The organism is Pseudomonas sp. SBT1-2 (assembly GCF_028640875.1).
Classification (GTDB): domain Bacteria; phylum Pseudomonadota; class Gammaproteobacteria; order Pseudomonadales; family Pseudomonadaceae; genus Aquipseudomonas; species Aquipseudomonas chlororaphis_I.
Map to the genome: position 1 here is coordinate 207,451 of NZ_JAQZAA010000109.1, position 25,297 is coordinate 232,747.

17 protein-coding genes are annotated in these 25,297 nt (G+C 65.6%); 12 read left to right on the forward strand and 5 right to left on the reverse strand.

The window, feature by feature from the left end; genetic code table 11:
* Positions 1-240: 240 nt before the first annotated feature.
* Entirely contained in the window at positions 241-1,008 is a 768-nt protein-coding gene (locus PVZ78_RS24605) for an EAL domain-containing protein (protein WP_053269129.1), read from the forward strand.
* Positions 1,009-1,214: 206 nt separating this feature from the next.
* On the opposite strand, the gene PVZ78_RS24610 is transcribed toward PVZ78_RS24605, so the two are convergent.
* From PVZ78_RS24610 to PVZ78_RS24625, 4 genes are all read right to left on the reverse strand, one after another.
* Entirely contained in the window at positions 1,215-1,520 is a 306-nt protein-coding gene (locus PVZ78_RS24610; protein ID WP_028684074.1) for a YceK/YidQ family lipoprotein, read from the reverse strand.
* A 246-nt stretch (positions 1,521-1,766) separates the two neighbouring features.
* The gene (locus PVZ78_RS24615; RefSeq protein ID WP_053269128.1) at positions 1,767-3,080 is read right to left on the reverse strand and encodes an NAD(P)/FAD-dependent oxidoreductase; all 1,314 of its coding nucleotides are present in this window, start codon (positions 3,078-3,080) and stop codon (positions 1,767-1,769) included.
* Positions 3,077-4,165 (reverse strand): polyamine ABC transporter substrate-binding protein, encoded by a 1,089-nt coding sequence (locus tag PVZ78_RS24620; RefSeq protein WP_053269127.1) that lies wholly within the window; start codon positions 4,163-4,165, stop codon positions 3,077-3,079. The genes PVZ78_RS24615 and PVZ78_RS24620 overlap by 4 nt, the downstream gene beginning before the upstream one ends.
* 264 nt (positions 4,166-4,429) lie before the next feature.
* Positions 4,430-5,788: a glutamine synthetase family protein gene (locus PVZ78_RS24625; protein WP_009049149.1), complete on the reverse strand. Its 1,359-nt coding sequence runs from the start codon at positions 5,786-5,788 to the stop codon at positions 4,430-4,432.
* 162 nt (positions 5,789-5,950) lie between these two features.
* Here PVZ78_RS24625 and PVZ78_RS24630 point away from each other — a divergent pair, with 162 nt between their 5' ends.
* A complete protein-coding gene (locus tag PVZ78_RS24630; protein ID WP_009049148.1) occupies positions 5,951-6,856 on the forward strand; it encodes a helix-turn-helix domain-containing protein in 906 nt (301 codons plus the stop codon).
* A 45-nt stretch (positions 6,857-6,901) separates the two neighbouring features.
* Here the strand turns inward: PVZ78_RS24630 and PVZ78_RS24635 are convergent, their stop codons facing one another.
* Positions 6,902-9,610: a membrane protein gene (locus tag PVZ78_RS24635; protein ID WP_009049147.1), complete on the reverse strand. Its 2,709-nt coding sequence runs from the start codon at positions 9,608-9,610 to the stop codon at positions 6,902-6,904.
* 290 nt (positions 9,611-9,900) lie between these two features.
* Between PVZ78_RS24635 and PVZ78_RS24640 the strand changes: the two genes are divergently transcribed.
* From PVZ78_RS24640 to PVZ78_RS24685, 10 genes are all read left to right on the forward strand, one after another.
* Positions 9,901-12,045 carry a phosphocholine-specific phospholipase C gene (locus PVZ78_RS24640; RefSeq protein WP_273829407.1) on the forward strand — a complete coding sequence of 715 codons (2,145 nt, stop codon included), beginning with the start codon at positions 9,901-9,903 and terminating at the stop codon, positions 12,043-12,045.
* Positions 12,046-12,273: 228 nt separating this feature from the next.
* A complete protein-coding gene (locus PVZ78_RS24645) occupies positions 12,274-12,783 on the forward strand; it encodes a sigma-70 family RNA polymerase sigma factor (RefSeq protein ID WP_007925423.1) in 510 nt (169 codons plus the stop codon).
* Positions 12,783-13,757 (forward strand): FecR domain-containing protein, encoded by a 975-nt coding sequence (locus tag PVZ78_RS24650; RefSeq protein ID WP_273829408.1) that lies wholly within the window; start codon positions 12,783-12,785, stop codon positions 13,755-13,757. Before PVZ78_RS24645 ends, PVZ78_RS24650 begins: the two co-directional genes overlap by 1 nt.
* A 68-nt stretch (positions 13,758-13,825) precedes the next feature.
* Complete coding sequence (locus PVZ78_RS24655; RefSeq protein WP_273829409.1) at positions 13,826-16,249, forward strand: TonB-dependent receptor; 2,424 nt, start codon at positions 13,826-13,828, stop codon at positions 16,247-16,249.
* 363 nt (positions 16,250-16,612) lie between these two features.
* Positions 16,613-17,989 carry a diaminobutyrate--2-oxoglutarate transaminase gene (locus PVZ78_RS24660; RefSeq protein WP_273829410.1) on the forward strand — a complete coding sequence of 459 codons (1,377 nt, stop codon included), beginning with the start codon at positions 16,613-16,615 and terminating at the stop codon, positions 17,987-17,989.
* Positions 17,990-18,212: 223 nt separating this feature from the next.
* Positions 18,213-20,012 (forward strand): IucA/IucC family protein, encoded by a 1,800-nt coding sequence (locus PVZ78_RS24665; protein ID WP_273829411.1) that lies wholly within the window; start codon positions 18,213-18,215, stop codon positions 20,010-20,012.
* Positions 20,005-21,225: a type III PLP-dependent enzyme gene (locus PVZ78_RS24670; protein ID WP_273829412.1), complete on the forward strand. Its 1,221-nt coding sequence runs from the start codon at positions 20,005-20,007 to the stop codon at positions 21,223-21,225. The genes PVZ78_RS24665 and PVZ78_RS24670 overlap by 8 nt, the downstream gene beginning before the upstream one ends.
* Complete coding sequence (locus tag PVZ78_RS24675; RefSeq protein WP_273829413.1) at positions 21,222-22,640, forward strand: DHA2 family efflux MFS transporter permease subunit; 1,419 nt, start codon at positions 21,222-21,224, stop codon at positions 22,638-22,640. Before PVZ78_RS24670 ends, PVZ78_RS24675 begins: the two co-directional genes overlap by 4 nt.
* A gap of 18 nt (positions 22,641-22,658) precedes the next feature.
* A complete protein-coding gene (locus tag PVZ78_RS24680; protein WP_273829414.1) occupies positions 22,659-24,527 on the forward strand; it encodes an IucA/IucC family protein in 1,869 nt (622 codons plus the stop codon).
* Positions 24,521-25,294 (forward strand): HpcH/HpaI aldolase family protein, encoded by a 774-nt coding sequence (locus PVZ78_RS24685; RefSeq protein WP_202338210.1) that lies wholly within the window; start codon positions 24,521-24,523, stop codon positions 25,292-25,294. Before PVZ78_RS24680 ends, PVZ78_RS24685 begins: the two co-directional genes overlap by 7 nt.
* The last annotated feature ends 3 nt before the right edge of the window (positions 25,295-25,297 follow it).

The following is a 25,297-nucleotide window of genomic DNA, read 5'->3' on the forward strand; positions in this document are numbered from 1 at the left end:
TGGACTGGTGGCTAATTGATGTCATTGGCGCCGGCGCATGATCGCAATAAACCCTGGGCCACAGTCGAGAAAGGGCGGTGCGGTGTTTCCAAGGACAAACGAAAGGTATCCGGGAACACTTTCGAGCCGCTCGGGCAGGGGGGATCATAAGTGGCAATGAGCCATTATCTCGTCGGGCGCGCCGACGCATCCTGGCCAACCCACCCGGCGCGCTGTCGCCGCTTCGACTACGGATCTGTCATGCAAAGCGTCAAAGACTTTTATCGGGAACTGGCGCAGGGGCGACTGGCGCTGGCCTTCCAGCCGGTGGTGTGGCTGCCCGACGCCAACCGGGTGCTGTACCAGGAAGGTTTGCTGCGCCATGTCGAGCAGCCGGGCAAGGGTGTCTACCCGTTCGCCATGCTCGAGCGCCATCAGGTGATGCGCGAGCTGGACCGCAGCGTGGTGGGGTGCGTGATCGAGCGCCTGCTGGAGGACGAGCACCTGCGCCTGGGCTGCAATATCTCGGCGCAGAGCGCGATCATCGATCCGTTCTGGTCCGCCACCCTCGCGCAGTTGCGCGACGCGCCTTCGGTGGCTGCGCGCCTGGTGATCGAAATCACCGAAAGCGCCACGCCGCCGAGCCCCGAGGCGGCCATCGAGTTTGTCCTGTGCCTGCGCGAGCTGGGCTGCCGGGTGGCGGTGGACGACTTCGGCGCAGGCCTGGGCACCCTGGAATTCATCCGCCAGACCCGCCCCGACATGGTCAAGATCGACCAGGGTTACCTGCAACGCGCCCGCAGCGAACCCAACAGCGTGCAGACCCTGAAACACCTGGTGCAGCTGTGCAAGACCCTGGCGCCTTGCGTGATCATCGAAGGCATCGAGAGCGAAGCCGACCGCGCCCTCGCCACCGCCTGCGGCGGCGAGTGGGGGCAGGGCTACCTGTTCGGCCGGCCACGGCTCGACCGCCTGGGCGCGCCGTGCCGGTTGCGTGGGGTGCTGGCCGAGCCTGTGGTGGCGGGCTGAGTGGTGACGGTTTGCCGATGTTTGCCAGGGATGACAGCGGCGCATTTGAGATCGCTATCGCTGGCAAGCCGGATCGCCGCCCGCTGGCTCCTACAGGTTTGTGGAGCGCCCGGTAGTCCGTATCTGGCACTCGCTTCTGTAGGAGCGAAGCTTGCTCGCGATAGCGGTGGTCCATTCACCCATGCCGCTATCGACCAAACGCGGCTTCAGTAATAAACGCCCTTGGCGTCGTAGGGCAGCAGCACGGTATCGACCGCAGCATCCACCGGCAGGCTCACCACCGCCACCAGCGGGCAGACGATGCTCATCCAGCAGTAGATCGTGGCGTAGCCGTCGTAGCCGCGGGCGTCACGCATGGTCAGCAGCTGGATATTCTGCTGGGTGCCTTTGTAGAAGTCGTAGGAGATGTACTGATTGCTGGCACGGGCCATCAGGGTGCCGCAGCCCGAGAGGGCGAGTGTCCCAAGCAGGACGAGAGCAGTGAGCGCTTTGATGATGCCATTCCTTAGCAAGCCGGTTTGCGGCGCGCATCTTCGCACCGCTCGAGGTTTCAGGCCAGCCTGTGTGGCAATGATCGCAGCGAGCTGCCAGGGATGATGGCGGCGCATTCGATGACGCCATCGCCGGCAAGCCGGATCGCCGCCCGCTGGCTCCTACAGGTTTGTGGAGCGCCCGGTAGTCCGTATCTGGCACTCGCTTCTGTAGGAGCGAAGCTTGCTCGTGATAGCGGTGGTCCATTCGCTTGCGCAGTTACTGCCTTAGCCCAGCACCTCGCGCAACCGATGCCACAGCATGCCCAGCGCCAGCAGCGGCGCGCGCAGGGCCGGGCCGCCGGGGAAGGTCATGTGCGGCACTGCGCTGAAGATATCCAGGCCTCGGCTGTGGCCGGCGTGGATGGCTTCGGCCAGCAGGCGCGCGGTCCAGTGGGTGACGTTGACCCCGTGCCCGGAGTAACCCTGGGCGTAATACACGTTGGGGTACTGGCGCAGGCGCCCGACCTGGGGGAAGCGGTTGGCGGTGATGCCGATCTTGCCGCCCCATTGATAGTCGATGCCCACGTGCGCCAGTTGTGGGAATACCTTGAGCAGCTTGGGTCGCATGTAGGCGCCGATGTCCGCCGGGTCACGCCCGGAGTAGTGACAGGCGCCGCCGAACAGCAGGCGCCGGTCCGCCGAGAGCCGGTAGTAGTCGAGGCCGACCTTCTGGTCACAGAGCGCCAGGTTCTGCGGGATCAGTTCGGCGGCCAGGGCCGGCGCCAGGGGCTCGGTGGCGACGATATAGCTGCCCGCCGGCAACACCTTGCCGCTCAGCCGTGGCTCCAGGTCATCCAGGTGGGCGTTGCAGGCCAGCACCAGGCTGCCGGCGCGCACCGTGCCGTTGGCGCAGCGCACCTGCACGCTGTCGCCGTGGATCAGCTCCAGCACCGGGCTCTGCTCGAAGATCCGCACCCCCAGCGACCGGGCCAGGGCGGCCTCGCCGAGCACCAGGTTGAGCGGGTGCAGGTGCCCGGAACCCATGTCCACCAGGCCCCCGGCATAGCGCGACGAGGCCACCACCTGGGCCATGTCCTGCGGGGCCACCAGGCGGGTTTCATGCACGTAGCCCAGCGCCGCCAGATGCTCCTGCTCGGCCTGGAACGCCGCGAACTGCGCCGGGGTATTGGCCAGCTCGCAGAAGCCCCAGCGCAGGTCGCAGTCGATGCCGTGTTCGCGCACGCGCTGGCCGACCAGCGCTACCGAGTCGATGCCGGCCTGCTCCAGGTAGCGCACGCCCTCGGCGCCGACGTAGCGGGCAAAACCGCTGACGTCGTGGCCGATACCGCGGATCAGTTGCCCGCCGTTGCGCCCGCTGGCGCCCCAGCCGATGCGCCGGGCTTCCAGGAGGATCACCGACAGGCCGCGCTGCGCCAGTTCGATGGCGGTGTTGACCCCGGTGAAACCGCCGCCGATCACGCAGACATCGGCGCTCAGGTCTGCATTTAGGTCAGTATTCAGGGGCGGGTAGTCCGGCAGCGCGTTGGCCGAGGCGGCGTAGTAGGAGCGGGTGTGTTGCGCGTGGCTGTGCTGGTTCATTTGTTGGACTTCACTTTGCTCCAGGCGCGGGTCATCAGGCGCATGGTCTGCGGGCTCTGGGTGCTGGAGATATACAGCTTGTCGAGCACCGCCTGGGGTGGGTAGACCTCGGGGTTGTTCACCAGCTCAGGGTCCATGAATTGCTGGGACGCCGGGTTGGGGTTGGCGTAGCCGACATAGGCGCTGACCTTGGCGATCACGTTCGGGTCCAGCAGGTAGTTGATGAAGGCATGAGCCTCCTTGGGGTTGCTCGCGTCCGCCGGGATCGCCAGCAGGTCGAACCACAGGTTGCTGCCTTCCTTGGGAATCGAATAGGCGATCTTCACCCCGTTCTTGGCTTCCTTGGCGCGATTGGCGGCCTGGAACACGTCGCCGGAATAACCGAAGGCCAGGCAGATATTGCCGTTGGCCAGGTCCGAGACGTACTTGGAGGAGTGGAAGTAGGTGATGTAGGGACGGATCGCCAGCAGCTTGGCTTCGGCCTTCTTGTAGTCCGCGGGGTTTTCGCTGCGCGGGTCCAGGCCCATATAGTTGAGCACCGCCGGGAACACTTCGTCCGGCGAGTCCATCATCGACACGCCGCACTGGCTGAGCTTCTTCAGGTTCTCCGGTTCGAAGAACACCGCCCAGGAATCGATCCTGTCGACGCCCAGCACCTGCTTGACCTTGTCGACGTTGTAGCCGATGCCGTTGGTGCCCCACAGGTAAGGCACCGAGTACTGGTTGCCGGGGTCGTTCTGCTCCAGCAGGGCCAGCAGTTTCGGGTCGAGGTTCTGCCAGTTCGGCAACTGCGCGCGGTCCAGCTTGAGAAAGGCCCCGGCCTTGACCTGCCGCGCCAGGAAGTGGTTGGACGGCACCACCACGTCATAGCCGGTGCGGCCGGCCAGCAGCTTGCCTTCCAGGGTTTCGTTGGAGTCGAAGACGTCGTAGATCACCCGGGTCCCGGTTTTTGCCTGGAAGTCGGCGAGGGTGGTCTCGCCGATATAGTCGGTCCAGTTGTACACGCTGACTTTCGATTCAGCCTGGGCCGTGGCGCCGAACAGCACCGTCAGGGCCAGCGGAACCACCGATTTCCATAGACGCATAGCGATACCCCTTTTGCGGTTGTTATTGGTTTGCCAAATTCATGAAGCCCTGTAGCCCGGTCCCCCTGTAGCCCTCCTGTAGCCCTGTAGCCGCTGCCGAGCGCCAGCGAGGCTGCGATCGGCGGCGCAGCCGACGCAAACCCGGCAACCGCCTTGCATCAGGTACACCGCGTGCGACGGTCTGGCGATGGCTGCGCCATCGATCGCAGCCTCGCTGGCGCTCCACAGCGGCTACAACGGTGTGCGCAGCAGTGCGCGCAAGCCTCAGACGCTGAGCAACAGGAACTCGCGTTCCCAGGAGCTGATCACGCGCTTGAAGTTCTCGTGCTCGGCGCGTTTCACCGCCACGTAGCCGCGCACGAACTTGCTGCCCAGGTAGCGCTCGAGGGTCGGGCACTCTTCCATGCGGGTCAGGGCGTCTTCGATGGTGATCGGCAGGCGCAGGTTGCGCCGCTCGTAGGCCCGGCCTTCCACCGCGGCGCTCGGCTCGATGCCCTCGACCATGCCCAGGTAACCGCACAGCAGGCTGGCGGCGATGGCCAGGTAGGGGTTGGCGTCGGCGCCGGGCAGGCGGTTTTCCACGCGCATGGCTTCCGGGCTGGAGGTCGGCACCCGCAGGCCAACGGTGCGGTTCTCTTCGCCCCATTCGACGTTGACCGGCGCCGAGGTGTCCGGCAGGAAGCGGCGGAACGAATTGACGTTGGGCGCGAACATCGGCAGCACCTGGGGGATGTATTTCTGCAGGCCGCCGATGTGATGACGGAACAGCTCGCTCATGCGGCCCTCGGCGTCGGCGAAGATCGGCTTGCCGGTGGCGCTGTCGACCACGCTCTGGTGCAGGTGCATGGCGCTGCCAGGTTCGTCGGCCACCGGCTTGGCCATGAAGGTGGCGGTGACGTTGTGCTTGAGCGCGGCCTCGCGCAGGGTGCGCTTGAACACGGTGATCTGGTCGGCCAGGTCGAGGGCGTCGCCGTGGCGGAAGTTGATTTCCATCTGCGCCGGGCCGTCTTCGTGGATCAGCGTGTCGAGGTCCAGGCCCTGGGCTTCGCACCAGTCGTAGACGTCCTCGAACAGCGGATCGAATTCGTTGGCGGCGTCGATGGAGAACGACTGGCGTCCGCTTTCGGCCCGGCCGGAGCGGCCCAGCGGCGCCTTCAGCGGCAGGTCCGGGTCTTCGCAGCGCTGGGTCAGGTAGAACTCCATTTCCGGCGCGACGATCGGCTGCCAGCCTTTGTCGGCGTACAGCTGCAAAACTTTCTTCAGCACGTTGCGCGGCGACAGCTCGATAGGGTTGCCGAACTTGTCGAAGGTGTCGTGGATGACGATGGCGGTCGGCTCGATGGCCCAGGGCACCAGGTAAATGCCCGAGGCGTCGGGGCGGCAGACCATGTCGATGTCGGCCGGGTCCAGCAGGTCGTAGTAGATATCGTCGTCGACGAAGTCCCCGGTTACCGTTTGCAACAGCACACTTTCCGGCAGGCGCATGCCTCGCTCATGCAGGAACTTGTTGGTGGGCGCTATCTTGCCGCGGGCGATGCCGGTCAGGTCGCTGACCACGCATTCCACTTCGGTAATCTTGTGTTCTTTCAGCCAGGCAGACAGCTGATCGAAAGGGGCATTCATAAGGACCTCGTCAATGATTGTCGGTGACGCGCCAGTGCTTGGGCTGGCCCGGCAAGGCTTCCCCTGTGGCGCGTTGGCGACTATCTTGGGCAAGCCTTGCGGTTCCATCTATCCACTTTAAGCAGCACCAAAGCGCACCAAAAGAGTGCGCAAGGTCCCTTCATGACAGCGTCGACAGCTCTTCAGGTCCAGGCCTTCAACACCTTCGATGTGGCCGATCAGATCCGTGCCACCCCGGGTTGGGTGCAGCATTACCAGCAGATGTCGCCCGGGCATTTCGCCGGGCAGGTGCGTTACCTGGACCTGCAAGGGGTGCAGATCTACGAGGAGTGCATGAACACCCGGGTCGAGCAGAATTTCAGCGCGCCCGAGGACTCCCTGGCGTTCTGTTTCGATCGCAGCGACAACGCCCTGTACCTGCTCAACGGCGAGAGCCGCAACATCTGGATCACCCCGGAGAACTACCAGGAAATCGCCGTGGTGTTCGGCCCGGAATTCGTCCGCGGCCATGGCCTCGACGCGCAGCGCCTCGACGGCCTGTTCCTGGCGCCGCTCAACTGCGGGCAGAACGCCTTGTTCAGCCGCTGGCTCAGCGCGACCCTGACGCGCCTGTCGCAGACCCTCGACCCACCAAGTCGCGAAGCGCTGACCCAGCAGCTGCTCGACGACTGCCTGTTTATCCTCGACAACGCCTGTGTGCGCCTGGACGGCGGCGGCCTGCGCCGGCGCGCCGAGGAGCGGGCGATCATGCAGCGGGTCGCGGAATGGGCGGCGGACGGCCCGGAAGACAGCCTCAACCTGCTGGAGCTGTCGCAGGTGGCCGGGGTTTCCCTGCGCCAGTTGCAAGGCGCGTTCAGGGCCTTCGCCGGCATGGCGCCGACCCAGTGGCTGCGCCTGCGCCGGTTGAACAGCGCGCACCGCGAACTGCTCAGCCGCGGCCCGGACGAAACCACCGTGGCCGAGGTGGCCATGCGCTGGTCGTTCTGGCACCTCGGGCGGTTTTCCAGCAGCTACCGCGCGCTGTTCAAGGAACTGCCGAGCGAGACCCTGCGTCGCGGCCAGCGTTGAGGCTTGGCTGACCGTGGGCCCGCAGGCTGGTCGCCATTTCGTGCCTCATGCGCGGGGATCGCGGTCGGCCGAAGGGCGGCGCTGGCCGTTGCGGCTCGGCCGCGGCGGCCTGGCCTGGTCATCCTCGTGCGCGCTTCCCTCAGGGTGCTCGCGCAGGTAGCGCCACAGCGCCTGGGCGATGGTATTGCCGTTGAGCCCATTGCCGAAGACTTCCTGGCCAATGCTCAAGCCGAGCTTGCGATAGCTCTCGAACTGCGCTTCGTCGAAGAACTGGTCGACGGTGGGCTGGTTGGGGAAGGACTGGTTGATCAGCGCGTAGTTCTGCACGTCCGGCGATACCGAGGCGATCAGCCGTGGCTTGAGCACCAGGATGCGGCTGATCAGGGTGTCTGGCTTGGTGCAGGCGTAGACGTTGAGCAGCAGCGCGCAATGCAGGTCCGCCGGCGAAGGCGCGGTCTTGAAGTACTCCATGCGCGCGAACACCTTGCCCAGCATCTCGTCATCGGCGATCTGCGTGTCTTCCCTGATCTCCAGGCCATGGTCGATGCGCGCCAGGCGGATGAGGTTGCTCAGGTCGTCGAACTGGTAATCGGGGTCGCAGCCACAGTCGCACATCACGATCAGCTCGACCTGGCGTGCCTCGCGCAGCAGTTCGTAGGCCGCGGTGTTCTCGAAGTGGCCGCCGTCGGAGAGGTACTGATAGTCGCGCCGATGGCCATGGAAGTGCGCGGTCAATTCGTAGAACAGGTAGGTCTGGGTCGGTAGCCAGTGCGACAGCTTCAGGCCCAGGGACTGCTTGGGTTTTTCCGGCCTGTCCTCGATAAAGCCGCTGGGCCACCAGTTGCCCAGGCGCACGTTGGCCAGGCCCAGCAGCAGCGACATGCCGAGGCTGGTGGCGCGTCCCAGGCCGGTGGTGAAGGCCGCGCCGGAAACGCCTATCCATTGGCCGATGGTCAGCGGGTAGGCGATTTCCGAAGCGGGGATGTTGTCCACGTCGCGCTGATAGACCTTGCCGTCGAGGATGAAGCTCCCTTCGCCCTTGACGCTGCCCGGCGCCAGGCACAGCGGCTTGCCTTTGCGATCGCGCTGCACCAGTTGTTCGGCCGGGTCGACCGTGAGGTTCATGGTCACGTTGATCAGGTGCAGCGGGCCGGCGCTGGGCGTGCCGTAGTAGTGCTCGACGCTGATGTCGTCGTTGCTCAGCGGCTCGGCCACGCTCATGTGCTTGCGCCGTTGCTCGGGCGTGCCGTCGAAGCGCTTGCCGTTGGTGGCGCCCATGTAGGCGCGAACCAGGCGGGCGCTGTAGTAGGACTGCAAGGACGAGGTATTGAGGAAGCCGACGAAGCGGCTGCTGACCCAGGTCAGGGCCGCCGCGACACCCGCCAGCACGGCCAGCCGCAGCACATAGCCATCTTCCTGCAGGCGGATACCGCCATCGGCGGTGACCCACAGAACGAACAGCATCCACACCAGGCAGACCGCGGCCAGCAACAGCAGGCCGCCGATCAGGCTCATGACCTCCAGGGGCAGCAGGCGCAGCCAGTCCGGCAGGCTCTTCTCGTCCCGCAACAGCGCCAGGCGGCGCACCAACCAGATCAGCAACGCAAGGATGCCGACGGTGCCCTGGGTCAGGCTCTGCAGGTGCAGGTAGATCGCTTCGGAGAGCGACACCAGGAACGCGGCGAACAGCAGCGCGCCGAGGGCCATGATGACCTGCGACAGCACCCGGGTGACTGCGACCCGGTAGTTGCGCACGGTAAAGATCCCGTCTTCGTCGTTGGCCTTGCGGGTCCGGTACTTCAGGTGCCAGATCAGCAGCCAGGCGTAGACGATGCCCAGCAGCGCGATGGCGGCGAACCCGAGGAACAGGTAGCGCACGTTCGGCCTGTCGTCCGGTTGTTGCAGCAGCGCCCAGATACCGACGAAGAGCAGCGCCATCACCGTGCAGGCCGCGGCTGCCAGGTTGCTCAGGGCCGGCGGATTGCTCAGGCTGTTTTTCGGCAGCACCAGCCAGTAGGCCAGGCAGCAGGGCAGCAAGCCGAGGATGAACAGCGCGCCGGGCAGCAGGAACAGATTGGGCAGGTACTTCACCTGCAACAGCATCAGCAACGACAGCAGCAGGACGATCGGCATGCCGATGACGAAGTGCAGCGACAGCCAGTTGCGCCAGGTGATCGCCAGGGCGTAGAGCGCGTCCCCCGAGCCGGTCGGAGTCAGGTAGCGGCCGTTCTCCCGGAGCCAGGCGGTGGGGCCCTTGCCGATGTCTTTTTCGCTGGAAAAGTCGATGGCGGTGCTGATGCGTCCCGGCGGCTCGTAGTGCAGCACCTCATAGGCGTTGATCGCGGCGGTCCTGGCCGCTTGCTGGGCGGGCGACAGGTGCGAGGCTTCGGCGCGCTCCTGGGCCTGCTCGCGGCGCAGGCGATTGGGGATGAACAGGCTGGAGAAGAAACTGCCGATATAACCGCCGCCGCTGACCGTGGAGAGGTAGTCGAAACGCGGCAGCAGGGTGGTGGTGAGGTTGTCTTGCGCTGTTCTCGACTTGCGTGGGTTGGCCTGTTCCGGCGCGTTGGCCCGGGCCATCGCCTGCAGCACTCCCAGGCAAAAGGTGGCGCTGCGGATGCCGCCGCCGGACAGCGCCAGGCCCCAGGTCTTGAGGGGCTGGCCGTCCGGCGCGGGAAGGTATTTGAGACCCAACGCAGCACGGCGGTTCTCGATGCGCTTCCTTTCCCCCTCGTAGTGCTGGGTCGAGTCCATGATTGCTCCTTGCAAACTGAAGTAGTGGCATTGTGCAAATAGGATTAAAGCAGAACGCCGTCAGATTTTTCCGAATACAAGGAGCAACTCTGGATGAAGTTCACGAAATATTCTTTATTTAGAAATGTAATTAAAAATCATAGGTTTAGAGGGTTAATGCGGCTGTATCAGGATCAATGAATGCCTTGACCCCGGCCTGCAACCGCCGTGTAACTTGCTTGTTACTTGAGGTCACTACTTTGCGTGGGTCGCTATTTCCCGCCCTGTAACTTCAAGGAATTCAACCGCGTATGCCTACTCTCACTCGCAGGAAGCTCATGCAGGCCGCCGCCATCGGATCGGCCTTTACCTTACTGCCAGACTCCATCCGCCAGGCCCTGGCGATCCCCGCCAACAACCGCACCGGCACCATTCGCGACGTCGAGCACGTGGTGATCCTGATGCAGGAAAACCGCTCCTTCGACCATTACTTCGGCACCTTGCCCGGGGTCCGCGGTTTCAGCGATCGCTTCACCATCCCGCTGCCCGGCAAGCGTTCGGTGTGGGAGCAGCAGGGCGTCGGGCGCGTGGTGCTGCCGTATCACCTGGACAGCTCGCGGGGCAACGCGCAGCGGGTCAACGGCACGCCGCATTCGTGGATCGACGAGCACGCGGCCTGGGGCAGCGGGCGCATGAGCGCCTGGCCGACCTTCAAGACCAACACCTCCATGGGCTACTACCGCGAACAGGAGCTGCCGTTCCAGTTCGCCCTGGCCAACACCTTCACCCTGTGCGATGCCTACCACTGTTCGGTGCACGCCGGGACCAACCCCAACCGCCTGTTCCACTGGACCGGCACCAATGGTCCGACCGGGGCCAACGTGGCGTCGGTGGTCAACGAATGGGACGGCCCGGGCGCGGTGGACGTCGGCTACACCTGGAAAACCTACCCCGAGCGCCTGGAAGAGCGGGGCGTCAGCTGGAAGATCTACCAGTACCTGCCGGACAACTTCGGCGACAACCCGCTGGCCGGTTTCCGCCAGTACCGCCGCGCCAGCGTGGCGGCCGGCAACCCGGCGCAGCCGCCGGAAGACTTCACCGCCTTCGTGCCTTACAGCGACGCGCTGAATGCCCGGGTGCCGCTGTACAAGGGCAATGGCAACACCTTGCCGGCCCGCAGCGGCAGCGACCTGGAGGGCATGATCGCGGGGTTTCGCAACGATGTGCAGCAGGGCAAGCTGCCCCAGGTCAGCTGGATCGTCGCGCCGGCCACCTATTCCGAGCACCCGGGGCCGTCGAGCCCGGTGCAGGGCGGCTGGTTCACCCAGGAAATCCTCAAGGCGCTGACCGACAACCCCGAGGTCTGGAGCAAGACCGTGCTGCTGGTCAACTACGACGAGAACGACGGTTTCTTCGACCATGTGCCGTCGCCCTCGGCGCCTTCACGCCGCCTGGACGGCAGCTTCGCCGGCAAGTCGACGGTGGATTTCGACAGCGAGGTGTTCACCCACCCGGCGCCACCGGGGACCACCCAGCAACCGCGCCCGGACGGCGGCATCTACGGCCCGGGCCCGCGGGTGCCGATGCTGGTGCTGTCGCCGTGGAGCCGCGGCGGCTGGGTCAACTCCCAGGCGTTCGACCACACCTCGGTCCTGCAATTTCTCGAGAAGCGCTTCGGCGTGCGCGAGCCGAACATCAGCGCCTGGCGCCGCGCGGTGTGCGGCGACCTGACCTCGGCCTTCAACTTCGTCAATCCCAACAGCGAGATCCTCCCGCCGCTGCACACCACCACCCGCCAGGCCGCGGACCTGCTGCGCCAGCGCCAGGAACAACTGGCCCAGGTGCCGCTGCCGGACGCCAGCCGCCAGCAACTGCCGCAGCAGCAGCGCGTGGCCCGGCCGTCGCGGGCCTTGCCGTATCGGCTGAATGTCGAAGCCAAGGCCAAGCGCAAGGCGTTGAGCCTGACCCTGAGCCTGCAGAACAGCGGGGAGCAGGGCGCGGTGTTCCATGTCTACGATCGCCTGCACCTGCTGGACATTCCCCGTCGTTATACGGTGGAGGCGGGCAAGCAGCTCAAGGACAGCTGGCAGACCGCCGGGCACTACAAGCTGTGGCTGCTGGGGCCCAACGGTTTCCACCGCAGCTTCCACGGCAACCTGCTGGAGCGTCAGCCCGAGGTGTCGATGTTCAGCCGCGGCAACAACCTGCAGCTGACCCTGAGCAACCCGGGTAAGGAGCCGGTGTCGATCACCATCGACCGTTGCCCCTACACCCATCAGGGGCCATGGCGCTTCGACGTGCCCGGGCGCAGCGAGATCCACCAGATGTTCGCCTGCCAGGCCAGCGGCGGCTGGTACGACCTGACCGTGCGTGCCGAGGGCGGCTGGCTGCGGCGCCTGGCCGGGCGCCTGGAAACCGGTGCCCACAGCATCAGCGACCCGTTGATGGGCGTGTAACCCACGCACCCGTGCCCGGCCCGCAAGGGGCCGGGCGCTGTTCCAGCCCCCGACCAGGCCCTGCGCCTGGAACGCTGCATGCCCCTGGGACCATGGTCCCAGGGCGCCCGCCGATTTTCCCCGTCAGATGAAAACTAGACGCGTATCACACGAAAGGACTTGGTTTGCCTTATGAATATTAATTAGAATCAGTCTCATTTGAATAATCCTTCGCGCAGGGCTCTTGACATGATTGAAGCAGCGACGCCACCGGAGCAAAGCCTACATGCCCTGTACCGCGACCATCGAAGCTGGCTCGAGAGTTGGTTGCGCCAGCGCATGGGCAACGCCTGGGATGCGGCGGACCTGAGCCAGGACACCTTCCTGCGCGTGCTCACCAGCTCCCAGCAACTGGTCGACCTGCGCGAGCCGCGGGCCTACCTGGTGACCGTGGGCAAGCGCCTGCTGAGCAACTTCTACACCCGGCGCAAACTCGAACAGGCCTACCTGGACGCGCTGGCCAGCCTGCCCGAAGACAGCGTGCCGTCCCCGGAACAGCGCTGGGTGCTGCTGGAAACCCTGCAAGCCCTCGACGAACTGCTCGATGGCCTGCCGCCCCTGGTGCGCCGGGCATTTCTCTGGAGCCAGCTGGAAGGGCTGGGCTACCGCGAGATCGCCGAACGCCTCGACGTCTCGGAACGCACCGTCAAGCGCTATATGGCCCAGGCCTACGAACACTGCCTGCTGGTGGAGCTGTGATGCGCTCGGCGCCGTCCAGCGAAACCCGCGAGGTGGCCCGCGCCGCGGCCCAGTGGCTGGCACTGCTGGAATCCGGCGCGGCCAACGCCGACGATCACGCCCGCTTGCAGCACTGGCGCAACAGCAACAGCCGTCACGAAAGCGCCTGGCAGAAGGCGCAACTGCTGCGCCAGCGCTTCTCCGCGCTGCCCTCGGCCCTGGCGCTGGCCACCCTGGATCGTCCCGAGCCGTCGCGGCGCGCGGTACTCAAGCGCGCCCTCGGCGTCGCCGCACTGGTGCCGACCGCCTGGCTGCTGACCCGCCAGTTACCGCTGGACGTGTGGCGCGCCGACCTGCAGACCAGCACCGGTGAACACCGCACAGTGCCCCTGGCCGATGGCAGCTCCTTGCAGCTGAACACCGCCAGCGCGGTCAACGTCGACCTCGGCGCCCGGCAAGTGACCCTGGTGCGCGGCGAGATGGCGCTCAAGGTGGCGGGCAGCGCGCCGCTGACCATCCAGGCGCGTTACGGGCGCATCATCGTCAGCCGCAGCGAAGTCTGCGTGCGCCTCAACGAGCACGATTGCCGGGTGTCGGTGGTCAGCGGCTCGGTGCAGTTGCAACCCTTGTTCGGGCCGCAACTGGTGTTGCGCGAAGGCCAGCGGGTCCGGCTGCGCGCGGAGGGCGTCGGGCAGATCGATGCCTTCGACGCGCAGTTGCCGGGCTGGCGCGACGGCGTGCTGATGGCGCAGAACCAGCCGCTGGGGGACTTCCTGCGCGAGCTGAGTCGCTATCGTCCGGGCCTGCTGCGCTGGGACCCGGAACTGGAAGCCTTGCGCGTCACCGGCAGCTTCCGTCTCGACAACACCGACCGCGTGCTGTCGCTGCTGGCCGCCAGCCTGCCGCTGCAAGTGCATTCGCGCACCCGCTACTGGGTGACGCTGATCCCGCAGAAAAGCCAGCCGAAAAACACCCCGCCAAAAAATATTGGCTGAAGCCTGTCCCTTTTTTTCGCCTCGCCGGTCATTCCAGGTAAGTGAACAAAAAACGAGAGCTTCCTCCCATGCCCGCAGTATTGCCTTACCGTTTGCGCCCGGTTGCCCCCGGCCTGCGCCCGTTGTTGCACTTGGGCCTCATGCTGTCCCTCAGTTCCAGTCCGTTCTTCATCCAGGCCAGCTGGGCCGACGATGCCGCGCGGCGCAGCTATCAGGTGCCGGCCGGCCCGCTGAGCGCCGCGCTGACCCGTTTCGCCGGCCTGGCGGGGGTCAACCTGTCGGTGGACCCGCAGCTGGTCAGCGGGCGCAACAGCAGCGGCCTGTCCGGCGAGTACGGGGTGGAAGAGGGCTTTGCCCGTTTGCTGCAAGGTTCCGGCCTGCAACTGCAACCGGTGGGCGAGCAGGCTTATATCCTCACCCCGGCGCCGCAAGGCGGCAGCCTGCAACTGGCGCCGACCTCGATTCTCGGTGCCAGCGGCGCGACCGACAGCGACGTCTTCGCCGGCGGCCAGGTGGCGCGCCGGGGTTCCCAGGGCCTGCTGGGCTCGAAGGACTTCATGGAAACGCCGTTCAGCATGACCACCTACACCAGCGAGGTGGTGAAGAACCAGCAGGCGCGGACCCTCGGCGACCTGATCGCCAGCGACCCCTCGGTGCGCGCCACCAACCCGGCGGGCGGCCGCTACGAGCAGTTCACCATCCGCGGCTTCAGCCTGTTCAACAGCGATGTCGCCTACAACGGCCTGTATGGCGTGCTGCCGACCTACACCATCGACATGGAAATGGCCGACCGGGTGGACATCCTCAAGGGCCCGACCCAGCTGATCAACGGCATCTCGCCGCGGGGCAGCGTCGGCGGCGGGATCAACGTGGTGCCCAAGCGCGCCACCGACAAGCCCATCACCGAATTCACCGGCAGCTACGCCTCCGACAGCCAGGTCGGCGGCGCGGTGGACATCGGCCGGCGCTTCGGCGAGGACAACAAGTTCGGCGTGCGCCTGAACGCGGTCAAGCAGTCCGGCGACACCAAGTGGGATCACCAGAGCGTCGACCGCGAGATGGCGGTGCTGGGCCTGGACTTCCGTGGCGAACGCCTGCGCCTGTCGACGGACATCGGCCACACCGAGCGCGATACCGATGCGCCCCAGGAGCGGGTGCAGATCGGCGCCAACGCCAAGGTGCCGGACGCCGACGATGTGCGACACAACTATGCGCAGTCCTGGAGCAAGGCGCGGACCAAGGACACCTTCGGCACGGTCAACGCCGAATACGACGTCAATGATTCGGTCATGCTGTACGGCGGCGTCGGCGCGCGCAAAAGTAACCACGACTTCCTCCGTCATGCCGTGTCGATCACCAACGACGCCGGCGACTTCAGCGTCCAGCCCCGCGACTTCACCCGCGACGAAAACGTGCGCACCACCACGGCGGGCGTGCGCAGCTGGTTCCATACCGGCCCGGTGAGCCATGAGGTCAACCTGGCGGCCAGCTACTTCTACATGGATTTCGAAAACGGCGGCGCGCGCTATGCCGCATCCCCCAGCAACCTCTACAACCCACGGCCGACGCCGACCCCGTCGCGGCCGACGCGTTTGGACCCCAAGGTCTACACCGAGAACCGCTTCAGCGGCGTGGCGCTGTCCGACACCCTGGGCTTCTTCGATGACCGCCTGCTGCTGACCCTCGGCGCGCGCTGGCAGCGGGTCAAGGTCGACGACTGGAGCGACGGCGTCAAAGGCGACACCGCCTACGACGAGGAAAAGGTCTCGCCTTCGGGTGGCCTGCTGTTCAAGGCCACCGATCAGTTGTCGCTGTACGTCAACTACATGGAAGGCCTGAGCCAGGGCAAGATCGCGCCGTCGACCTCGATCAACGAAGACGAAATCTTCCCGCCGTTCATCAGCCGCCAGGTCGAGGCCGGCGCCAAGTACGACGCTGGGGCGTTCGCCCTGACCGCCGCGGTGTTCCGCATCAAGCAGCCGGCCTACGAGACCAACGCCACTACCCGGGTCTTCGGCCCGAACGGCAAGCGCCAGAACGACGGCGTCGAGTTGAGCGTGTTCGGCGAGCCGCTCAAGGGCTTCCGCCTGCTGGGCGGGGTGATGTACATCGACAGCGAACTGAAGGACACCACCAACGGCACCTTCGACGGCAACCGGGCGCCGGCCACGCCGAAGTACAACGTCAACCTGGGTGCCGAATGGGATGTGCCGAAAGTCCAGGGCCTGACCCTGACCGCGCGCGGCATCTATTCCAGCTCGCAGTACCTGGACCAGGCCAACAGCAAGGAAATCGACTCCTGGGAGCGTTTCGACCTGGGTGCGCGCTACGCATTCAAGCTCGACGACAAGGACATCACCTTGCGCGCCAATGTCGAGAACGTGCTGGACAAGCGTTACTGGAGTTCGGCGGGGGCCTCGGACGACAGCGAGCCGGGCTTGACCCTGGCGACGCCACGGACCCTGTTGCTCTCGGCAACCGTAGGTTTCTGAGAAGCGATGCGGACAAGCGCCACAGGGAAGGGCGCGCCGCCGTATCGATCGGCCATGACCGGTTCCCCGGTCGAGGAAGGATGTATGCCCGTTATTACATGATGAACTTGCCGGCCTCTTGAATGAGGTATTGGCCATTTAATGGCAACTAACGAAGTTGTCAGGAAGATGGCAATAACATGGCTAACTCATGGCATCGTTAATGACTTTTCCCAGGTTTATCAACTTGGTTGTTGGCGTGTGCGCGCTATTTAACTTATGCACTGGAAGGGCTATGTAAATTTCCAAATAAGTTCGAATAAGCAGTTGCACCTTTTTATTAATGATAATAATTTGCATGTCGAATTTAACGAGGGTGAACAGATGTTGAATGATGGCATATTGCGCACTAGTCCTCTGCAAAAAACCAATGCCGACTATCTGGCCCGGCAAGGCAAGTTCGAATCCAATGTGCGCAGTTATCCGCGCAAGTTGCCGCTGGCCATCGCCAAGGCACACGGGGTCTGGGTCACCGACGTCGAAGGCAAGACCTACCTGGATTGCCTGGCCGGCGCCGGCACCCTGGCCCTGGGGCACAACCACCCGGCGATCATGGCCAGCCTCGACAGCTTCCTGGCCTCGGGCCTGCCCATGCACACCCTGGACCTGACCACCGCGGTCAAGGACGCCTTCAGCGAAACCCTGCTCAGCCTGCTGCCGGGCCAGGGGCGCGACTACTGCCTGCAATTCTGCGGGCCGTCGGGGGCGGACGCGGTGGAAGCGGCGCTGAAACTGGCCAAGACCCACACTGGGCGGCACAACGTCATCAGTTTCTCCGGGGCCTACCACGGCATGACCCACGGCGCCCTGGCGCTGACCGGCAATACCGCGCCGAAGAACGCCATCGCCGGCCTGATGCCGGGGGTGCAGTTCATGCCGTACCCCCACGAATACCGTTGCCCGCTGGGCATCGGCGGCGAGGCCGGGGTCGAGGCGCTGACCCATTACTTCACTCAGTTCATCGAGGACGTGGAAAGCGGCGTGTCCTTGCCGGCGGCGGTGATTCTCGAGGCCGTGCAGGGCGAGGGCGGGGTCAACTGCGCGCCGGCCAGCTGGCTGCGGGCGATCCGCGAAGTGACCCGCAAGCACGGCATCGTGCTGATCCTCGACGAAGTGCAGGCCGGTTTTGCCCGCACCGGCAAGATGTTCGCCTTCGAGCACGCCGGCATCGAGCCGGACATGATCGTCATGTCCAAGGCGGTGGGCGGCGGCCTGCCGATGGCGGTGCTGGGCATCAAGCGCGAGTTCGATGCCTGGGAGCCGGGCAACCACGCCGGCACCTTCCGCGGCAACCAGATGGCCATGGCCGCGGGCCTGGCGACCCTGCAGGTGCTGCGCGAGCAGAACATCGCGGCCCTGGCCGAGCGCCGCGGGCAGTGGCTCAAGGAGCAATTGATGGCCTTGCAACAGAACTATCCGGCCCTGGGCCAGGTGCGCGGGCGCGGCCTGATGCTGGGCATCGAGATCGTCGACGAGCGCCAGCCGGCCGACCGTCACGGGCATTTCCCGTCGGACCCGAGCCTGGCCGTGGCCATCCAGCAGCACTGCTTCAAACAGGGCCTGCTGCTGGAGCGCGGCGGACGCCGGGGCAACGTGATTCGCCTGTTGCCGCCGCTGGTCATCGACGACGAACAGTGCCAGCAGGTTATCCAGCGGTTTACCCGCGCAGTGGCGGACGCTTTATTGCAGAGCCGTTCTTGAAGGGCTGTTTCGGGGATTAACCGAAGTCGATAAAAGTGTGTCGTTTTTCACACTTTAAGTTCCTGATAGAAAAAACTGTCAGATGAAAATTTTTATTTGAAAGTGTAAGCGGACGATTTCGTCCGACGGGTATCTGTCGGCTTTTCAGTGTGGCCGAAGAGCAACTAACCATTTGCCGCGACATTACGCAGCCAGTGACCGCACGGGCTACTGTGGAGCACCTATGAATTATTCAGATCGCGATGTTTCATCAAAGCATGTTTTATCGAAGATGGTCAGTGAACTGGCGACCACACGCGCCTTGCTCAATTGCCTGATCAAAGAGTTCGCCTTGCCGGAAAACTGCCTCAGTTACAGCTGGCCGACACAGATGCAGGGCATTGCCCCCGGCAGTTACCTGGACGGCCTGGAATGGAAGGGCATCCCGCTGACCATCGACCTGCCCAACCAGCAGCAGTTCTTCGTCATGGTCGATCGCCGCGATCACTTGGGCAGCCATCGTTACCTGTCGGATGTGTATGCCCGGCGCGAGGGCGAGACCTGGCGTTGCCTGGCCTTCGCCGAGTTCGTCGAGCAATTGCTCGGCGCCTGCGAACACATGACCCGGGCCAGCAACGACGAGCTGCTGGACCAGGTCCTGCAAAGCCAGCTGCTGACCGCCGCCATCGTCGCCCACAACATGGACGGCCAGGGCCCGGCGCCACTGAGCGGCTACCTGGCCAGCGAACAGGGCCTGTGGTTCGGTCACCCTAACCACCCGGCGCCCAAGGCGCGGCTGTGGCCGGCCCACCTGGCCCAGGAAACCTACGCCCCGGAATTCCAGGCCGAGACCGCGCTGCACCTGTTCGAGGTGCCGCGCCAGGGTTTGCGGGTGACCGCCAGCGGCCTCAGCGAGGAGCAGGTGATGGCCGGTTTCGCCGACCAGGGCCGGGCGCGCCCGGGGCACGCGATGATCTGCATGCACCCGGTGCAGGCCGAGCTGTTCATGCAGGACCGCCGGGTGCAGCGCCTGCTGGAGCTGGGCGAGGTGGTCGACCATGGGGCCACCGGGCCGCTCGCCAGCCCGACGGCATCGATGCGCACCTGGTACATCGAGAACCACGACTTTTTCATCAAGGGCTCGCTGAACGTGCGCATCACCAATTGCGTGCGCAAGAACGCCTGGTACGAGCTGGAAAGCACACTGATCATCGACCAGCTGTTCCAGCGCCTGCAGCGGACCCAGGCCGAAACCTTGGGCGGGCTGTCGGCGGTGGCCGAGCCGGGTTCCATGAGCTGGGCGCCGCTGCAGGCCAGCGAAGCCGATGCCCACTGGTTCCGCGAACAGACCGGGGCGATCCTGCGGGAGAACTTCTGCCGCCGCGCCGGCGCCGAGCGCAGCGTGATGGCCGGCACCCTGTTTGCCCGCGACATCCATTCGCGGCCGCTGGTGCATGACTTCCTGCAAGGCTTCAACGCCCAGCCACTGGCGGACGAACAACTGGTGGACTGGTTCGACCAGTACCAGGCGCTGCTGCTGCGGCCGGTGCTGGCGCTGTTCTTCAACCACGGCGTGGTGATGGAGCCGCACCTGCAGAACAGCGTGCTGATCCACGACCAGGGCCAGCCGCAACAGCTGCTGTTGCGGGACTTCGAGGGGGTCAAGCTCACCGATGAGCTGGGCATGGCGCAGATCGAGGTCGGCCTGCACCCGCGGGTGCGCCAGTCGCTGCTGTATTCCCGCGAGCAGGGCTGGAGCCGCATTACCTACTGCCTGCTGATCAACAACCTGTCGGAAGCGGTGCTGGCCCTGAGCTGGGAACGCCCGCACCTGGCGCCGCTGATGTGGCAACGGGTCGAGCAGCAACTGCGGCGCATCCGTGACGAGCTGGTGCGCCCGGCGCCGGAGCTGGACGCGCTGATCGCCGGCCAGCCGATTGCCTGCAAGACCAACCTCAAGGTGCGCCTGGCCGCCAAGGCCGATCGCCAGGCCGGCTACGTCAACCTGAGTTCGCCGTGGAGCGAGGAGGCCCGTTATGGCTGAGTTGTCCCAGGCAGTCCTGAACGCCATCGACCAGGCCCGGGCCGGCAGTGCCGATCCGCTGGCGGCCTTTATCTACGATCTGGATGCCTTGCAGGCCCATGTGCGCCGGGTGATGGCGGCGTTGCCGGCCGGGGTCGAGCTGTATTACGCAATCAAGGCCAACAGCGAGGCGCCGGTGCTGGCGGCGCTGGCCCCGCTGGTCAGCGGTTTCGAGATTTCCTCGGGCGGCGAGATCGAGCGGGTGGTGGCCTGTCCGACTCGCAAGCCCTATGTGTTTTCCGGCCCCGGCAAGCTCGATTCCGACCTGCGCGCGGCCCTGGCCCAGCAGGTGGAAGCGGTGCACCTGGAAAGCCTCAACGAGATCGAGCGCCTGCAACGCTTGGCCGTGGAAGTCGGGCGGGTGCAGCCGGTATTCATCCGCATCAACCCGCAGTTGCCGCAGAACCAGTCGAGCCGGCTGGCCATGGCCGGCACCGCCACGCCATTTGGCATCGACGAGGCGGAACTGGCCGAGGCCGTGCAAAGAGTTGAGCGGGCCAGCCATCTGCGCCTCAAGGGTTTCCATGTACACGCCATGTCCCACCAGCAGTCGGTGGAGCGCCATGAGCAGTTGCTGGACTTCTATCTGCAACGCTGGCCGCTGTGGAAGGCCCTGGCGGCGCACCCCGAACAACTGACCCACCTGAATGTCGGCGGCGGCATCGGCGTCGATTACCTCAGCGGCCAGCAGTTCGACTGGCAGCGCCTGTGCCGCTACCTGGAACGCCGGCTGGCGGAGCAGGGCAGCGAGGCGCCGATCCTGCGCTTCGAGCCGGGGCGCTTTATCAGCGCCTTCTGCGGTTACTACGTGATCGAGGTGCTGGACACCAAGACCAGCCATGGCGAGCACTTCCTGGTGTGCCGCGGCGGCACCCACCAGTTCCGCCTGCCCGCGGCGCAGAGCCACAACCACCCGTTGATTCACCTGCCGCGCACGCCGCAGCCGGCGCACACCGCGGAGCAGGCCTGGACCGTGGTCGGTCAGCTGTGCACGCCCAAGGATGTGCTGAGCCGCTCCCAGCCGCTCAAGGGCGTCAGCGTCGGCGACCTGCTGGTGCTGCCCATGGCCGGGGCCTATGGCTACAACATTTCCCACGCCGATTTCCTCTGCCATCCACGGCCGGCGCAGCACTTCCTGCGCCAGGGTGAATTGCTCGAAGGAGCCGCGCTGTGAGCTTCAACGCACCGCGTAGCTGGGTGGTGGTCAACGTGCTGCTCGGCACCCTGACCGTCAGCCTCAACAACAGCTCGTTGAACCCGGCGCTGCCGGCGTTCATGGAGGCGTTCGCCATCGGCCCGCTGATGGCCACCTGGATAGTCGCGGCCTTCATGACCAGCATGGGCATGACCATGCCGCTGACCAGTTTCCTCAGCCAGCGCCTGGGCCGCCGGCGCCTGTACCTGTGGGGCGTGGCGCTGTTCATCGGCGGTTCGCTGCTCGGTGCATTGGCTGATTCGATTGCCCTGGTGATCGCCGCGCGGGTGGTGCAGGGCATTGCCAGCGGGCTGATGATCCCGCTGTCCCTGGCGATCATCTTCTCGGTGTACGCCAAGGACGAGCGCGGCCGGGTCACTGGCCTGTGGGGCGCGGCGGTGATGCTCGCGCCGGCGGTGGGCCCGCTGTGCGGCAGCCTGCTGCTGGAGTGGTTCAGCTGGCGCTCGCTGTTTTTGATGAACGTGCCGATCGGCGTCGTCGCGCTGCTGATGGGCCTTGCGGTCCTGCCGGCTGCCGAACCGGCCGAACGCAAGCCGTTCGACCTGGCCGGCTACCTGCTGATCGCCTCGGGCATCGGCCTGCTGATGATCGCCATCAGCCGCCTGCACCACGCCGCCGGGCTGGTGGACCCGATGAACCTGGGCATGCTGCTGGTGGCGCTGCTGTGCCTGGTGGCCTTCGTGCGCCTGGAGCTGCGCCGCGAGGCGCCGTTGCTCAACCTGCGGATCTTCGCCCTGCGCGGTTATCGCCTGAGCGTGATCATCGCCGTGGTGCAGTCGGTGGGCATGTTCGAGTGCCTGGTGCTGCTGCCGTTGCTGGTGCAGACGGTGCTCGGCTACAGCGCCCTCTGGACCGGCCTGGCGCTGCTCTGTACCGCGGTGTTCGCCAGCCTGTTCGGGCGCATGGGCGGCAGCGCCCTGGATCGCCACGGGCCGCGGCTGGTGGTGTCGATCGGCCTGCTGCTGACCGGCCTGTCGACCCTGGCCCTGGGCCTGCTCCGGGCCGATGCGGCGATCGGCCTGGTGTTCGTGCTGATGATGCTGCGCGGCGCCGGCCTGGGCCTGTCCTACATGCCGGTGACCACCGCCGGGCTGAATGCCTTGCCCGAGCCGATGGTCACCCAGGGCGCGGCGATGAACAACATCTCGCGGCGCCTGGTGTCGTCCCTGGCCATTGTCATCGCCTCGCTGTGGCTGGAGTTTCGCCTCGTCGATGGTGGCTTGCAGGCCCAGCAGGCGGGCATGTCGGGCGCCATCAGCGAGGTGTTCGTGGTCACCGGCCTGCTGATCCTGCTGGCACTGCCCTGTGCCTGGCGTTTTCCCCTTTCCGACGAGACCGCCGAGGCAGTGCCCGGCGCGCTCGAACACCGTTAACCCTTCTTTGCACAAGGTATGAACATGGCGACTGCAATCTCGACAACCTCAAGCCAGCACTCCAGCCCCGGCGCCTGGCTGGCCGCGGTGGATGGGCGTATCGACGAAAAAGTGCAGCAGCGGGTGGTCGGCCAGCTGTTGCAGACCCTGCTGTACGAAGGCGTGCTGGCGTTCGACAGCCAGCCGCTGGACGGCGGCCAGCGGCGTTTTGTGGTGCTCGGCGTCGATGGCCGCCAGGAGCGGGTGGAGTACCACTGCAACGGCCTGCTCAGCGCCAGCTTCGATTTGATCCGCCTCGATTCCGCCAGCCTGGAACGCTTCGACAGCCACGGCCAGCGCAGCGTGCCGGACCTGCACCAGGCCCTGGCCGAGCTGCTCGGCGACTACCAGGACAGCCCGCACTTGGGGCGCTTCATCCAGGAACTGGAGCAGACCCAGCTCAAGGACCTGCAAGCCCGCAGCCAGGGGTACCAGGCCGAAAAGCCGGCCCACCAGCTGGACGTGGACGCCCTGGAGCAGCACTTCATGGACGCCCACAGCTACCACCCGTGCTACAAGTCGCGCATCGGTTTTTCCCTGGCGGACAACCAGGCCTACGGCCCGGAGTTCGCCACGCCGATCGCCGTGGTGTGGCTGGCGGTGGCGCGCAACCGGGCCTCGCTCAACCATTCGCAAAAACTCGATTTCCCGGCCTTTATCCGCCAGGAACTGGGCGCCGAACGCTGGCAGCAGGTCGAGCGACAACTGGCCAGCCAGGGCCGGGCGCTGGACGACTACCAACTGCTGCCGGTGCACCCGTGGCAGTGGGAAAACCTGATTGTCTCGACCTTCTACCCGGAGCTGCTCAGCGGCGAGCTGATCTACCTCGGCACCTCGGACGACCAGTACAAGGCCCAGCAGTCGATCCGCACCCTGGCCAACGCCACGGCCAAGCAGCGGCCCTACGTCAAGCTGGCGATGAGCATGACCAACACTTCCAGCACGCGCATCCTGGCCCGGCACACAGTGATGAACGGGCCGATCATCACCGACTGGCTGCAACAGCTGATCGCCAGCGACAGCACCGCGCGCCAGCTGGACTTCGTGATCCTCGGCGAAGTGGCCGGGGTCAGCTTCGACTACCAGCACCTCCCTGAGTCCCGCGGGCCCCAGGCCTACGGCACCCTGGGGGCGATCTGGCGCGAAAGCATCCATCAGTACCTGAAGGCCGACGAGCAGGCCGTGCCGTTCAACGGCCTGAGCCATGTGGAGAACCGCTACGGCACGGGGCCGCAGCAGCCGTTCATCGATGCCTGGATCCGCCAGTACGGCTTGCAGGCCTGGACCCGCCAGCTGCTGCAGGTGACGGTGCCGCCGATCATCCACATGCTCTACGCCGAAGGCATCGGCATGGAGTCCCACGGCCAGAACATCGTGCTGATCGTCAAACAGGGCTGGCCGCAGCGCATCGCCCTCAAGGACTTCCACGACGGCGTGCGTTACTCGCCGGCGCACCTGGCGCGTCCCGAGCTGTGCCCGGAGCTGGTGCCGCTGCCGGCCAGCCACGCCAAGCTCAACCGCAACTCTTTCATCCTCACCGACGACGTCAACGCGGTGCGCGATTTCTCCTGCGACTGCTTCTTCTTCATCTGCCTGGCGGAGATGGCGATCTTCCTGCGCCAGCACTACCCGCTCGACGAAGGCCAGTTCTGGCAGATGACCGCCGACGTAATTCTCGACTACCAGAACGCCCATCCCCAGCACCGCGACCGTTTCGGCCTGTTCGACGTGTTCGCGCCGAGCTACGAGGTGGAAGAGCTGACCAAGCGCCGCCTGCTGGGCGACGTTGAACGGCGCTTCAAGTCGGTGCCCAATCCACTCCACGCCTACAGGCCGCAAGCATGCTGAGAAGCAACCAGCTGAAACGCAAACTGGCGGCCGGGCAGGCGGTGTACGGGCTGATCAGCTCGATCCCGGCGCCGGCGGCCATCGAGCTGATCGCCGAGGCCGGGTTCGACTTCGTGATCATCGACATGGAGCACGTGCTGATCAATCCGGAAACCGTCGAGCACATGATCCGCACCGCCGAAGCATATGAGCTGACGCCGCTGGTGCGGGTCGCCGACCTCAACCCCAAGACCCTGCTGCGCCTGCTCGACGGCGGCGCCCAGGGCATCGTGCTGCCGATGATCGAATCCGCCGAGCAGTTGCAGGCGGCGATTGCCGCCTGCAAATACCACCCGCTGGGCCAGCGCAGCCTCAACGCCGGGCGCCCCGGCAGCTTCGGCAAGCACAGCCTGGCGCAGTACGTGGCCGAGGCTAACGAACAGATCATGCTGGTGGCGATGATCGAAAGCGCCGCCGGCGTGCGCAACGCCGCGCAGATCGCCGCGGTGCCGGGCCTGGACATGATTCTCGAAGGCGCGGCCGACCTCTCGCAATCCCTCGGCACGCCCTGGCAGATCGACCAGCCGGCGGTCCAGCAGGCCCTGCTCGATGCCTGGCAGGCGGCGGACCATGCCGGCGTGCCGTACTGCGCGATTCCCCGACAGCAGGGCGATCTGGGCCGCTGGCGCGAGCGCGGGGTCCGCGCCTTTGTCCTCGGCGACGAACGCGGCATTGCCTTTCGTGCTCTCCAGGCCAGGTTGGCCACCCTTTCTCTAGAAGGAAACTGATCC